This window comes from Staphylococcus sp. GW823-FHT05F06 (genome assembly GCF_058795495.1).
Window position 1 is genome coordinate 1 of record NZ_JBXAHW010000017.1, and the last position, 15,614, is coordinate 15,614.

The 15,614-nt window shown below is 31.4% G+C and carries 10 protein-coding genes; 2 read left to right on the plus strand and 8 right to left on the minus strand.

Features of this window, described 5'->3' with window-relative positions; all coding sequences use genetic code 11:
• Nucleotides 1–144: 144 nt before the first annotated feature.
• From AC1Q7N_RS10020 to AC1Q7N_RS10055, 8 genes are all read right to left on the minus strand, one after another.
• A complete protein-coding gene (locus tag AC1Q7N_RS10020) occupies nucleotides 145–546 on the minus strand; it encodes a YisL family protein (protein WP_001831989.1) in 402 nt (133 codons plus the stop codon).
• A 357-nt stretch (nucleotides 547–903) separates the two neighbouring features.
• Nucleotides 904–1,809: a fumarylacetoacetate hydrolase family protein gene (locus AC1Q7N_RS10025; RefSeq protein ID WP_001831933.1), complete on the minus strand. Its 906-nt coding sequence runs from the start codon at nucleotides 1,807–1,809 to the stop codon at nucleotides 904–906.
• Nucleotides 1,810–2,007: 198 nt separating this feature from the next.
• The gene (gene addA / locus AC1Q7N_RS10030; RefSeq protein WP_002501824.1) at nucleotides 2,008–5,664 is read right to left on the minus strand and encodes a helicase-exonuclease AddAB subunit AddA; all 3,657 of its coding nucleotides are present in this window, start codon (nucleotides 5,662–5,664) and stop codon (nucleotides 2,008–2,010) included.
• Nucleotides 5,651–9,130: a helicase-exonuclease AddAB subunit AddB gene (gene addB / locus AC1Q7N_RS10035; protein WP_032606565.1), complete on the minus strand. Its 3,480-nt coding sequence runs from the start codon at nucleotides 9,128–9,130 to the stop codon at nucleotides 5,651–5,653. Before addB ends, addA begins: the two co-directional genes overlap by 14 nt.
• A 120-nt stretch (nucleotides 9,131–9,250) precedes the next feature.
• A complete protein-coding gene (lepB, locus tag AC1Q7N_RS10040) occupies nucleotides 9,251–9,826 on the minus strand; it encodes a signal peptidase I (protein ID WP_001831955.1) in 576 nt (191 codons plus the stop codon).
• Nucleotides 9,827–9,844: 18 nt separating this feature from the next.
• Nucleotides 9,845–10,366 (minus strand): signal peptidase I, encoded by a 522-nt coding sequence (gene lepB / locus AC1Q7N_RS10045; RefSeq protein ID WP_001831997.1) that lies wholly within the window; start codon nucleotides 10,364–10,366, stop codon nucleotides 9,845–9,847.
• Nucleotides 10,367–10,369: 3 nt separating this feature from the next.
• Nucleotides 10,370–10,945, minus strand: coding sequence for a TVP38/TMEM64 family protein (locus AC1Q7N_RS10050; RefSeq protein WP_001831991.1), 576 nt, complete (start codon nucleotides 10,943–10,945; stop codon nucleotides 10,370–10,372).
• Nucleotides 10,946–11,262: 317 nt separating this feature from the next.
• Complete coding sequence (locus tag AC1Q7N_RS10055) at nucleotides 11,263–12,594, minus strand: glucose-6-phosphate isomerase (RefSeq protein ID WP_002501951.1); 1,332 nt, start codon at nucleotides 12,592–12,594, stop codon at nucleotides 11,263–11,265.
• A 345-nt stretch (nucleotides 12,595–12,939) separates the two neighbouring features.
• Between AC1Q7N_RS10055 and AC1Q7N_RS10060 the strand changes: the two genes are divergently transcribed.
• On the plus strand, nucleotides 12,940–14,145 hold the full coding sequence (locus tag AC1Q7N_RS10060; protein ID WP_001832499.1) for an argininosuccinate synthase: 1,206 nt from the start codon (nucleotides 12,940–12,942) through the stop codon (nucleotides 14,143–14,145).
• Nucleotides 14,135–15,526, plus strand: coding sequence for an argininosuccinate lyase (gene argH / locus AC1Q7N_RS10065; RefSeq protein ID WP_002439068.1), 1,392 nt, complete (start codon nucleotides 14,135–14,137; stop codon nucleotides 15,524–15,526). Before AC1Q7N_RS10060 ends, argH begins: the two co-directional genes overlap by 11 nt.
• Nucleotides 15,527–15,614: the final 88 nt, after the last annotated feature.

Below are 15,614 nucleotides of genomic sequence, written 5' to 3' on the forward strand. Positions count from 1 at the left end.
CTCTCTATAACTATAAAAAATAGCTATGAAAAAATCTATCGTCATAGATTTCTTCATAGCTAATCTTAGTATGTTTTATTTAGGAATAATATGATGTTCATACTTCAATAAATATAAATCATACGTTATTGTATCCAAGCATTTTTAACTTATTCCAAATATTTTGGAAATTGGACCCCAAGGTAAAATAACACCAATAGCCATTGTTATTATGATTAAAATAATAGTAATCCAAAAGAATTTATGGCTAGTCTGTTGTTTTTTTCTTTTAGCAATGGAAATTTCCATAAAAGCGATAACAGCTAAACCACATAACATTTTTAAAGTAAGTAGCATATGATTTCCACCTTCACCATTAGAGGCAGCCATAAACTCTTCGATTAATTCCCAAAAACCAGAAATTAATGTTAATAGCATGAATAATCTTAATGCCATATGCAAAGGTTTATAATAAGGTGATGCACCTTGCGTTTTTGAATAATTTAAATAAGTTGCGATAAATAAAATAATTGCTAATACCCAACTTAAAATATGGACATGTAACATGTTTGTCCCCCCATCTTTTTATTTCTAAATCATCATAACATATTTCTAAATATTTGATGATGCCATTACTTCAATTTTTATCAATAATTAAAATAATAAATATTTTGATAAGTATTCAAAAAAGTCTAGAATACAAATAATATCCCAGACTTTTTTAACGAATAGTCATTCGATGACTGAATTAAAAATGTATTAATATCAAGTTTTTGAACAGAAATTTTAAAATAAGCAAATTAAATTCCAACGCTCAACACATAGAATTACACTAAAAATTCTACAGACAAAGCAAGTTAGGGCTTAGGGAGTAACATATTTACTACACTCCCCCCTTTAACTTTTTAAAAAATTGTATAACTCTTAATTTTTAGATATATATGTTGTTAAAGTGCCAATATTATCTATAGTTACTTTGACTTCATCACCTGGTTGTAAAAATTGTGGTGGTTGTAAACCAGCACCCACACCAGCGGGTGTACCAGTTGCAATGATATCGCCTGGATGTAAAGCCACATATTTTGAAATCTTTTCGATGAGTTCATCTATTTTTAAAATCATCTCACCAGTGTTGCCATCTTGTCGAATTTCGTTATTCACTTTTGTTACGATATTTACATTCTCTGGCGCAGGTAATTCGTCTTTGGTTACTATATAAGGGCCCATTGGACATGCCCCAGTTAAACTTTTTGATAAGAATGCTTGATCATGTGAACTTTGCGCAGTACGATCTGTAATATCATTGATAATTGTGTATCCATAAATATAATCTAAAGCTAATCCTCTAGGAATCTTTTCGCCTGATTTTCCAATTACAATTCCAAGTTCGCCTTCATAGTCCAATTGTTCTGTAATATCTTTATGATTAGGAATTGTTGCTTCATCACCAGTTAAAGATGAAGCCGCTTTAGTAAATACGTATAAACTATCAACTTCATGATTTAATTCACTAGCATGATCTTCATAATTTCTACCAAATGCAATCACATTATTTGGAGGTGTCACTGGTGGTAGAAAATCAATATCAGTGAATAAAAGTTTAAATTCCTCATCTCTTCCACTTTCTTCTGCTGCGACAACTGCTTTTCGAACTTGCTCTTGAAAGTCTAAAGTTTGATTTTGCTGTAAACCTGCAATTAAAGTTTTAGGATTAAAGTCTTTGTCCCCAAACTCAGCAAAAACCATTGGTAAATCCCAAACAGCATCTTCACGTTTTACTTTAACACCATATGAAGTTCTGTCATTATGTTTGAATGATAGAAATTTCATTCATAATCAACTCCTCATCTATATCTTATTACATATTATAACTATATCTAAGTTCAAATAACAAATATATAAGTAAGAAAATTAAGAAAGTTTATTTGTAAGCTTAATAACAGACATATATACAGTGAAGCCGTGTTTTCTTGGTTAGGATGAAAACACGGCTTATTGTTTCTCACTTTATCAAAGTAACTTTGAATTTTAATCATCTATTTCTAATGTACCAAATTTGAAAAAATATAAGTAACCCTTTACGGGTCGTTTAAGTATGGTTTCTAAAGTATTTCGATAATACGTCATTTGTATCTGATATTTTTCTTTGAGCTGATTCCCTATTTCTTCATCACTCATACCTTTTCTTCTATTAAAAGCATCTGTTTTGTAATCAACAAAGTAAAATTGTCCGTCACTTTCATATATTAAATCAATCATACCTTGAATAATGGATACATCTTCATCTTCACTTGTAAGTCCATCAACTTTAATTTGATTTACCACAAAAGGTAATTCAGTATAAACATTGTCAGCTTGAGCTATTTCCATATAGAGAGGGCCATCAATGAAATGCATAATCTCATCTATTCTAATATCCTCTTTTGCATCTTCATCAATAAGTTGTTTGTCAATCAATCGATCGATATATTGAAATAATTCGTCTTTTGTTAAACGTTGTTCTCTAAAAGGTAAGTGTTGCATGACTGTATGCATTAAAGTCCCTATTTCATTTGCTTTTCTTTTTTTTGTTTGGGTAAGAAACTTGGGTCTTTCATATGATGCAACACCAATACGATATTGACGTACTCTATCATAATTTGTATTACTTTCTTCAGTTTCTAATTGACGTTTTAACTCTGATACCGACTGTTTAGATGGTTTCATCGTGTTAACTTTAAAAGGATAGTCATAAGAAAGCTGTTGATGAATTTTAATTTTCACATCTTCATTACCAGTATTTATGGCCTTTAATTCTTCGATTGTTCTTATTTCATTATCATTGACTACTTCTTCAGTTGAAACATCCTCATAATGATCAATCACTATTGATACACGTGGCTTCACTTCAGAATTTAATTGATCAATATCTCTTTCAAATCTTTGATCATTTGGCAATGAAGGCGATTGATGCTTAGCCAAAACACCATAAATTAGAACAAATGGATTGGTAGCAGTAAGGCGTTCATTAACTGCTATATGTGTGTCTGAAACAGCTAATTGTTCATATTTAATTAACGACTTTTCATCTTTGACTCTTCCAACTAAAATAAGTTGCTCTTTTGCTCGTGTCAACGCAACATAGATTAAACGCATCTCTTCTGATATAAGTTCTTTTTCATTTATTGCTCTATATGCCACAGAGGCAAGTGAAGGAAAAGCCATATCTTTATTTACATCAAAATAATCCATACCTAAACCATATTGTTGATTTAGAATAACTGGTGCATTCAGGTCACCTTTGTTGAATTTTTTAGATAATCCTGAGTAAATTACAAATGGAAATTCTAATCCTTTACTACTGTGAATCGTCATCATTCTAACCACATTATCGTTAGGACCTACGACATTTTCTTCACCAAAATCTTTTTTACGATCAATAAGCTCATCAATAAAACGAATAAATTGGAATAAACCTCTGAAACTTGAATTTTCAAATTCAACAGCTTTATTAAATAGCCCATACAGATTTGCTCTTCTACCTTTACCTCCAATAAGACCGCTAAAGTACTGAATTACAAAATGATCATTATAAAATTTATCAATTAATTGGTAAACCGGTTGACTTTGACTATAATTTTGATATTTTTGTATATCCTGAATAAAACGATTTAACTTGTCAACCAATCTAGAATCAGCTTTTTCATCAATCATATAATTTTTTATAGATTGATAAAAGTAATCATCATGAGGGCTTACAACTCTTATTTCAGCTAATTCTTCTTCAGTAAATTGATATATTACAGAACGCATCAATCCCACTAAATAAATGTCTTGAAGTGGATTATCTATTGTTCTTAAAAATGAAAGCACAAGACGTACTTCAGTTTGCTCAAAATACCCTTCCTTACTATTTACGTGAAAAGGGATATCATTATTTTTAAAAGCTTGTTGAAGATTACGAGCTTGACCAAAACTTCGCTCTAAAATTACGATATCTTTATATGTTGCTTTTCTGTATTGACCTGTTTTCATATCGTATACGTTTTGATGATTAATAATATCTTTAACTTGTTCAACAATGTAATTCGCTTCTTGTTCACTTCCAGTTAAGTCACTATTTTCTGAACTTGCCTCAACAAGTGCTCGTAATTGAACAGGATGTGAAACTTCGTCATATGGTGCACCAAAATACAATTGCGTTGCATCATCATATGAAATTTCTCCTACTTGTTCATCCATCATATGTTTGAACAAGTAATTGGTTGTAGATAACACTTCCTGTCTCGAACGAAAGTTTTGCGATAAGTCAATGCGCAAGCCACTTTCATTTCCACTACTAGAAAAGCGATTATATTTTTCAATAAATAAACTAGGATCAGCTTGTCTAAATTTATAAATAGACTGCTTCACATCCCCAACCATGAACAAGTTACCATCGTGTTCTTCACCAGTTTTAATACAAGATAATATTTTTTCTTGCACTCTATTAGTATCTTGATACTCATCAACTAGGATTTCTTTAAAATGTTCACGATACGTTTCAGCGATACGCGAAGGTGAGCCATCTTCGTTAGTAAGAATGCGTAATGCAAAATGTTCATAATCTGAAAAATCCAAAATATTACGACTTCGTTTTTGAACACCAAATGATTGAATCACATCTTGAACTATTTGAGCTAAATAAGCCACTCGAGGTGCGAGTTGTTGCATATCTCTTTGCAAATCTTCTGCATTTCTAGAAAAATAATCATTCTTTACTTTCATAACTAAAGATTTATATTTATCATAATGTTGTTTTGCTTCATTTAAAGCATCTTCCATGCCTTCATTTGCTTCTTTTATCTTGCTATTTATTGCCGGAAAACGACTCATAAATTCATGTTGCGTGATAACATCTGTATTTAATACTTTACCTTCAATAGCTTTAGTAATAAACATGCGTTCGGTTTCAATAACTTCAAGCTGCTTATCAACACTTTCCATCATTGAGAATAAGTCATAACTTTTTTGTAATTCCTCATATCCTGCTTTCATAAAAATCATTGCTAAATCATTGATAAGCTGCATTAATTGTTGCTGTTTATTTTCTTCTTTGTATGGTTGCGCTAATTGATTGAGCCATTCAAATGGTTGAGGATTAGCAATACTGAAAAAATATAACTGCTTAATAATACTTCTAAATTGATCATCATTTCTATCTGATGATAGTTGTTCGGTTAATTCTATAAAGTGAGGATCTAATTTATCATAGTGTTGTTCTAAAACATCATCAATAGTTTGTTCTAATAATAATATATTTTCCGCTTCACTACTTGTTCTAAAATGAGGATCGATATCTAATACATCATAATGCTGCTGAATCAATTTCAAACAGAAACTGTGTAAAGTAGAAATCTGTGCTTGATGAATTTTGATTCGCTGATTCTTTAAATGTTCATTGTTAGGATCCTTAAAAGATGCTTCTTGTATACGTTTATCAACTCGATGCTTCATCTCACGTGCGCTTAAATTCGTAAATGTTACAACTAGTAACCGATCTACATCTACATCATCTCTTAGTATACGTTGTATAATACGCTCAACTAGAACGGCTGTTTTACCGGAACCTGCTGCAGCAGCAACAAGTATGTCCTGTCCTTTCGCATAAATACTTTGCCATTGTGCATCTGTCCAAATCACATCATGAGGTTTAGTTGGAATCATGTCTTTCACCACCTTCATTTCTTAATTGTTGAATTAAATCTAATGGTTTTATCGATTCATCTACTGTTCTATAACGCTTACTATCTATTAATCCGTCTACATGACAAACTGATTTATAATTACAAAATTGACAAGGTGATACTTGTTTGTACTTCAAGGGTGCCACTTCCGTATGTCCATCCATAATGTGGCTGGCTGTCTTGATAAAATTCTTCTTATTATGTTCTATTAATTGATAAATGATGTTTTCATCAGCTACTTTACTACTACGTTGATTTATAGCGCCTTTAGCTGTTAATGCTATTGGAACAATATCCGAATTATACTTTGGTTCAAGTCTAATATCTAAAGCGTCTAACACTTCTTGGTCACGATTAAGCAAACCACTCATTTTAAAGTTTTTGATATAGTCTTTTTGAAATTGGTCTTCATCTATATCTGCCCAACTTTTAAATTTAATACGCGGTTCATGGACATGGAAATAAAGTAGACCCCCTGGTTTCACAATATCTGTAAGACCTAAACGCTCCTTGTTTTGTAATACAATATCCATGTAGGTCATCATTTGCATTTGCAAACCATAATAAACTTTTGTTAAATCGAGTGTTGCACTACTTTCTGAAGATTTATAATCAATGATATTGACATAACTATGATCACCTTTTGTATATGTATCAATACGATCGATTTGACCTCTTATATTAATCGGAATTCCCTGATTGGTAATCAGTGGTTGTGCAACAAGTTCACCTTTGTTTTTAGGTGATTTTCTAAATCCTGTTTCAAATCGTTGAGGTACAAATTTAGAGTACTCCCCTTGATATTTAAGTGCCTTTAAAGTTGTTTCAACGATTGATCCAATCTTTTTAGATAAATATTTATAATACGCAGACGAATTTAACAAATTAAACTGTACTTTAGGTAAAATAAGCTCTAATGCTTCTTTAGTAAGTGATTGAATATTCTTTGTATCTAAATTCTTGAAGTCACCATAAATTCGATCGGAAATGTATTTTAAAACTGAATGAAAAATATCTCCTAAGTCAAAATTTTGTAATTCATATTTAGTGCGTTCATTTAATCTTAAACCATGCGAGGCATAATGTTTAAAAGGACATTGTTGATAACCTTCAAAACGAGACACACTAGCGTTGATAGTTTTACCATAAAGTTGTTGTGATAAAATTTCATTTAATTGGACAGTCTCGTTATCATATGTCAATGACGTAGTAAGATAATCTAAACCTTGATTTAATTGATCATCGTCTCGAATAGCTAAATATGCATCCAACCAACGATAATCGATGTCTTCATGGTCTAACCAACCTCTTAAATATTCAAAAAGCTGAATTTTAGTTTGATGTGAATGTTGCATCATTAATAATGGTTGCGCTTTATGTAAATCTTGTAGATTGGTGATTTCTAAATCATAAAATAATTCTTTAATTTGCGTTAAAAAAGGACTAATTTCCTTCTCATCTCCAGAATTCCCCATTAAACTATATGAAAAAGTAACGCTTTGTTGACTCCTTGTCATAGCGATGTAACATACAAACGCTTCATCCATTTGCAGTATATCTGAAGTTGGACTTAACTCAACATGTGCATTGTCCTCAACATATTTCTTCTCTTCATCTGTAATCAAACTTGATGAAGATACAGTCTGTGGTAATATACCATCATTCATCCCAACCATATAAATATGTTTTTTATTATCAACTTTCGCTAAATCCATTGTACCGATACTAACTTGATCCAAAGTTTGAGGTATCATAACAAACTCTAATTGCTCTAAACCTATATCAAAAACATCTAAAAATTGTTGAAGTGTCATTTCCTGATCATCAAATACAGTAACTAAATCATCTAAAATTTGTATTAAACCATTCCATACTTGGTCAATTTCTTCGGCTTTTTCTGTTAGACCCGCTAACTCTAATTCATCACGTTGAGTCATTAACTGACTCGGTAGTTCAAAATACTCCAAACTTTCATAAAATGACGTAGCATAATCTTTAACAGTATGCGCTTCATTCATAGCTTGCTCGAAATATAACACTTTATTTATAACATTCTTTTTAAGTTTAATTACTTCTTTGTATAATGCTTGATGTCCTTCAGTTAGTTGATGTGATTTACGTCCCATTCTACTAAACTGATCAATACTAAAGATATCCTCATCTAACCAACGTTTACCATAAATACCACGTTCTAAAACGAAATTCTCCAGTAAATCAATTAAATAGCTACTTCTTTTAAATTGAGACGTTAAAACATTCGTTTTAAATAATCGTAACATTGCATTAATATGCCAATTTGAACGTATAACTTCCAATAAAGAACGTAACATTTCCATGATAGGATGATGTGTCATAGACTTTTTAGTATCAATGTTAAATGGTATATCATATGAAGGAAGTATTGACTCGAATAGATATGCATACGATTCATCACGGTATAATATAGCAATGTCCCTGAATTTATAATCTGCTTCTCTGACATCTTTTAAAATACGTCGAGCTACTTCATTTATTTCTTCTCTCATGCTTGAAGATTCAAATATTTTAACATGATTTTGATGATGTTTAGGCGTAAATTGTAATGCATCAAACCCATTTTCAAGATTCTTTAAATCATCATTGTTATAGCGATAAAATGTATTAAAATATGTTTTATTTAGATTTATATTTAAACGATTAGCGATATCCTCCAAATGTGATAAAACTTCAGATGGCTTTCTAAATAAACTAAATGGATGATGGCTGCCATCGGTCGTTAATAATACAGTCACCTGTTTGGCGTGTTGAACAAGTGCTTCTATAATTCTATATTCCAATGTAGAAAAATTATGGAATCCATCAATAAATACTTCAGCCTTTTTTATCCACTGAGATTGAGATAGTATTTCAATGAATTGTTGCAAACTATCCTCTGTTGTTATAAATTCACCATTCATTCGTGATTCTAATTGTTTATAAATAAGAGAAATATCTTCTAATTTATGTTTTGTTCTCGTTTGTATTGAATGATTTTCTATCAATTGATTTAAGTGTTCAGGAGTGACATTATATTTTTTAAAATCTTGAATTTGCTCAGCTAACTTTTCGCTTAAACCATAGTATTGAGCTTGTGAACCATACAATTTCAAATCAGACTCATGTTGTTGAACAATATGGAAAATCATCATTTCTAAAGCGGCCTTAGATAATCGTTGCTCTGTCAAACCACCAACTTCTTGAAAAACACGATGACTCAATCTTTCAAAGTGAAGTACTTCAGTTCTCAAACTACCATGAAGTTCGGAATCATTTACAAATGCTTGCTCTAATTGAAAAGTACTCTGAGTAGGTGCAATTAATACTATAGGATCACCCAGCGGGTCTTGCTTCATTTTATTTTTTATTTGATTAAGCATGGCTGTTGACTTTCCTGTACCTGCTCGACCAATATATGTATTAAATTCCATAACATTCCCTCACTCCTTTATTATTAATCATATCACACAGGTGTATTTTCTAAGAAAAACAAAAAGGAGATTTCTATTTTTTAAAACGCATGAATAGAAATCTCCAAAGTTGATTGATATTTAATTTTTAGTGTTATTTGGATTAAAGTTAGATTTAAATTCACTGAAAGGCCAATATCTGAGCGATACCTTTCCAACAATTTGGTCTTTGTCAATTAAACCGAATGAACGACTATCTTTACTTACCTCACGGTTATCCCCCAAAACTAAATATTTACCTTTAGGAATAACATTAGATTGAGGATTAGCATTTGGTAAATTTTTTGTTTTGAAACTACCTGTGATATACTCAGTTTGCTTACGTTTTTCATTATAGTTCAAGTATGGTTCTGATTGCTTTTTACCATTAACATAGAGTGTATCATTTTTATATTCAACACTATCTCCTGGAGTTCCAATAACTCTTTTAACATAATCATCTTTTTTATTAGCATGAAATACAATGACATTTCCTTTTTCAACGCCACCTAATTTATAGCCAATAATATTTACCACTACACGCTCCCCATCTTTTAATGTAGGATCCATTGAATCACCTTTAATAGAATATGATTTTCCGACAAATTTAGTGATTATGGCAATAAGTGCAATGGCAACGGCTATGGCAACAATCCACTCTAAAATTTCTTTTTTCAAAGTCTACACCTCTTCTGGTTATTTAAATTGATAGTTAAATTCTTTAAATGGATAATATTTTAAACTGACATCTCCAATGATATCTTTCTTATCTATTAAACCATAGGTTCTTGAATCAGAATGTTTGTTATTATTATCATTTAAAACAAAAAATGCTCCCGGTGGAATCGTATCACCATCAGAATTTTTAATTTCTCTTAATGTAATGTCTTTAATATGCCTGTCTTTCATATATGGTTCATTTACTTGTCTATCATCGATATTAATACGCTGTGATTTAATACTCACAGACTCCCCAGGCTTTCCTATAATTCTGCTAAAATAGGTTTTGTTATTATGCCTGTACATGATTATATCACCACGTTGAATAAGGTCAAACGTGACTTTAATTTTATTAACTATTACTCTATCTCCCGTTTGCAAGGTAGGTGTCATGCTATTATTTGATATCACAGCGCCTACGATTATAAATGATTGAATGAATATTACAATAATAATTGCAAAAGTGAAGGAAATCAAATATTTAATCAAATGTTTCATGTTTTACTCCTTGGTAGAACCCATAAAATGCTTTTCTACCTTTTTGCTAATAAACCATAATACTACGAGTAACACAATCATAATAAGCGCTCTTAATGGATTAGTAAATATGGTGAAAATTTCTTTTCCCATTACTCCTAGAATAGTAATTGAAATCAACTTAGAAATAACTAATACAAAAAAATAATATTTTATTTTGATGTGAGATAAGCTCGCAATAATATTTATTAATGTATTGGGTGTAAATGGAAAGCATAATAATACGAATAAAGGGATAAGCCCTTGTCTATCTATGAAGCTAATTAGCCTTTGAACAGACTTTCTACTTTTTAATTTTTTCATTCTTATTGTATTCACAAATTTCTTACAGATAAGAAAGACAGTAAAAGTACCTGAGACGATACCTAGCCAACTGATAATTATACCTGGAAACAATCCATACGCATGTATTAATAGCACGACGTACAAAGTGAGAGGCAACACAGGTACAATGGCTCTTAAATAAAGCATAATGAACCCAGGAATATATCCGAATTGTCGAAATGCGTCAAACCATTCTTCTAACTGAGAAAGCGACAATACATCAAATCCTTTCTTAGGGTTGTATTACTTATTCATTATAGTTGTAAATGATATTTTTTGAAACATTAAAATTAGGTCAACAACATAAATCAGACTTAGGTAGGAATTAATAAATCTATATATTGATATCTAATTCATCAATTTTATTATTCCATTCTTTATCGAAACTCTAATGAATTGAAAATTTATTATTTCCTATCTGAATTTGACTTCTTATTAATCTGACGTTAATCAATTTTTATTTGCTCTTATTAATACACATAATAAAAATGAGCCTAGATAATCCTAGGCTCATTTTTAAGTTCAACTTGAAATTATAAACGATTTTCTAATTCTTTTTTCTTATCTTCAAAGCCTGGTTTACCTAATAGCGCAAACATATTTTGTTTATAGGCTTCAACTCCAGGTTGATTAAATGGATTAACACCTAATTGATATCCACTCATTGCACAAGCTAATTCAAAGAAATAAACAACATATCCAAATGTTTCTTCATCTAACTTAGGAATATTTACAACGATATTTGGTACGCCACCATCGGTATGTGCAAGTAATGTACCTTCAAATGCTTTAGTATTCACTTCATCGATTGATTTGCCAGCAAGATAGTTCAGTCCGTCTAAATCATCTGCATCCTCTTCAATTTTGATATCATGTTTTGGATGGTTGACCTTAACCACTGTCTCGAATAAGAAACGACGGCCCTCTTGAACATATTGTCCTAAGGAATGTAAATCAGTTGTGTAATTCGCACTTGATGGATAAATACCTTTGAAATCTTTCCCTTCTGATTCACCGTATAATTGTTTCCACCATTCGTTGAAATACTGCATAGAGGGTTCGTAATTAATTAACATTTCAGTAGTATAACCTTTACTGTATAAAATATTTCGAATAGTTGCATATTGATATGCGATATTTTGATCTAAATCATCAGAAGATAACTCTTCACGTGCCTTAGCCGCACCAATCATGATTGATTCAATATTGATACCTGCAGTTGCAATTGGTAGTAATCCTACAGCTGTAAGAACAGAATAACGACCTCCCACATCATCAGGTACAACAAACGTTTCATAACCCTCATTGTCTGCTAATTGTTTAAGTGCACCTTTAGATTTATCTGTCGTTGCAAAAATACGTTTCTTAGCTTCATCTTTTCCATATTTTTCTTCAACCAATTGTTTAAATAATCTAAATGCAACTGCTGGTTCTGTCGTAGTACCTGATTTTGAAATAACGTTAACTGAAAAATCTTTTCCTTGTAAATAATCAAGTAATTCTTTTGTATAACTTGAGGATAAATGATTACCTACAAATACAATTTCAGGGTATTCCGTATTTGTTCTAAATGAAGATGTAAGCATCTCGATTGCAGCACGTGCACCTAAGTATGAACCTCCAATACCGATAACAACAAGTACATCGGAATTTGATTTGATACGTTTAGATGCTTCGACGATTCTAGAAAATTCTTCTTTATCATAATCAACAGGTAAATCTAACCAACCTAAAAAGTCATTACCTGCTCCTGTACCTTTATGAATAGTTTGATGGATAGTTTTAACAATATCCTTTTGCTGATCTATTTCATGCTTATCAAAAAATTCTAAAGTTTTGCCATAGTCTAATTGAATGTGAGTCATCTTATTGCCTCCTGTTATAAGTACTTATACTAATTCTACTAAGTTTAGATGCGCTATTCAATTCTCAAGGCTAACTTATCACAGGAAAATTATTTTTTATGTAACCTTTCATTCATAAAAAAAGTTATTTTTAATATCAAAGGTCACACCACCACTTTCAATATACAATTTACAGAAATTTTAAAATATATATAAAAGCCTTTATAACAGTATTTCAAACAAAATATCTAAATATAATCAGATTTAAAAATGAATATTTATGTAAAATAATGGTTTTATTTTCATTATCAATCTGATATGATAGATGCATATTAATAATCATAAAAAATTATTTGAGGTGTAAATATGAAAGATAAAATCGTTTTAGCATATTCAGGTGGTTTAGATACAAGCGTTGCAGTTCAATGGCTTATTGATAAAGGATATGATGTAGTTGCTTGTTGTCTTGACGTAGGCGAAGGCAAAGATTTAGACGTTGTATATCAAAAAGCTTTAGATATGGGTGCAGTCGAATGTCATATTATTGATGCAACTAAAGAATTTAGTGATGATTATGTAAGTTATGCTATTAAAGGAAATTTAATGTATGAAAATGCATATCCTCTAGTTTCAGCATTATCACGTCCACTCATCGCGAAAAAACTGGTTGAAATTGCTGAAAAAACAAATTCTATTGGTATTGCGCATGGATGTACTGGTAAAGGTAATGATCAAGTACGTTTCGAAGTGGCAATCAAAGCTTTAAATCCTAAGTTAAAAGCATTTGCACCTGTTCGTGAATGGGCTTGGAGCAGAGAAGAAGAAATTGATTACGCAATCAAACATAATATTCCTGTTTCAATCAATTATGACTCGCCATACTCAATTGACCAAAACTTATGGGGGAGAGCTAATGAATGTGGTATTTTAGAAGATCCGTATGCCGCACCTCCGGAAGATGCATTTGATTTAACTACACCTTTAGAAGAAACTCCAGACAATGCAGACGAAATTATCCTTACATTTAAACAAGGTATTCCAGTACAAGTTGATGGCAAAGATTATCAATTAGATGACCTTATTCTTTACTTGAATCAACTTGCTGGCAAACACGGTATTGGTAGAATCGATCATGTTGAAAACAGAATGGTCGGGATAAAATCGAGAGAGATTTATGAAACACCTGGTGCGGAAGTTATTTTAAAAGCACACAAAGCACTAGAAACAATTACATTAACTAAAGACGTAGCGCACTTTAAGCCTGTCATTGAAAAACAATTTTCAGAACAAATATACAATGGTTTGTGGTTCTCACCATTAACAGATAGTTTAAAACTCTTTATCGATAGTACTCAACAATATGTTGAGGGAGATGTGAGAATTAAATTATTTAAAGGGAACGCTATTGTCAATGGCAGACAATCTCCTTACACTTTATACGATGAAAAATTAGCTACTTATACAAAAGAAGATGCCTTCAATCAAGAATCAGCAGTAGGTTTCATTGATATTTATGGTTTACCTACACAAGTTAATGCATTACTTCACGGGGGGTATAGTAATGAGCAATAAAGCTTGGGGTGGCAGATTTGAAACTCAACCCGAAGAATGGGTTGATGATTTCAATGCGTCAATTGATTTTGATAAAAATTTAATTAAACAAGATGTTCAAGGTAGTATTGCACATGCAACTATGCTCGCTAAACAACATATTATTACAGATGATGAAGCTCAATCCATCATTAATGAGCTTAAAAATATTCAAAGTGACTTTGAAGAAGGTAAACTTAAATTTAAAGCTTCTCTCGAAGATATTCATCTTAATATTGAGCACGAGCTTATTCAACGTATTGGCGAAGCTGGTGGAAAACTGCATACTGGTCGTAGCCGTAATGATCAAGTTGCCACAGATATGCATTTGTATACTAAAGAACAAGTTCAATACATTATTGAACTTATAGCGTCGTTTCAAGAAACAATTGTTCAATTAGCAGACCAGCACGTTGACACAATTATGCCTGGATACACGCATTTACAACGTGCACAACCCATCTCGTTCGCACATCATATTATGACTTACTTTTGGATGTTAGAAAGAGACAAAGGTAGATTCATGGATAGTCTTAAACGTATAGATATCTCACCATTAGGTGCTGCAGCTTTAAGTGGAACTACACACCCTATAGATAGACATCTGACTCAAGAACTTCTAGGATTTGCAAATCTGTATGAAAATAGTTTAGATGCTGTCAGTGATCGTGACTATATCGTTGAAACATTGCATCATATTTCACTCACTATGGTACATCTATCACGTTTTGCAGAAGAAATCATTTTTTGGTCGACTGATGAGGCAAAATTTATCACTTTATCAGATGCGTTTTCTACTGGCTCATCTATTATGCCACAAAAGAAAAACCCTGATATGGCTGAACTAATAAGAGGAAAAGTCGGACGTACTACAGGACACTTGATGAGTATGTTAGTAACACTTAAAGGCTTACCATTAGCTTATAATAAAGACATGCAAGAAGATAAAGAAGGTTTATTTGATGCTGTACACACACTTAAAGGATCTCTTAGAATCTTCGAAGGTATGGTTGCATCTATGAAAGTTAATTCAAACCGTTTAAATCAAACAGTAAAAAATGACTTTTCAAATGCAACAGAATTAGCAGACTATTTAGTCAGTAAAAGTGTACCTTTTAGAACCGCTCATGAAATCGTTGGTAAAATCGTATTAAATTGTATTCATAAAGGTATATACCTATTAGACGTACCTTTAAGCGAATATCAAGAACATCATGAGAATATTGAGGAAGATATATATGATTATTTAACACCTGAAAATTGTCTCAAGCGTCGTCAAAGCTATGGTTCAACTGGTCAAGAATCAGTAAAACATCAACTAAAAGTCGCAAAAGCATTATTAAAAGACAACGAATCAAAATAGTTATTAAAAATAATAGCCATCTAAAATTACAAAAAATTTAATTTTGTATTAAGTTATCAAAGTTTATATAAAAAAAATGTAAAATTTC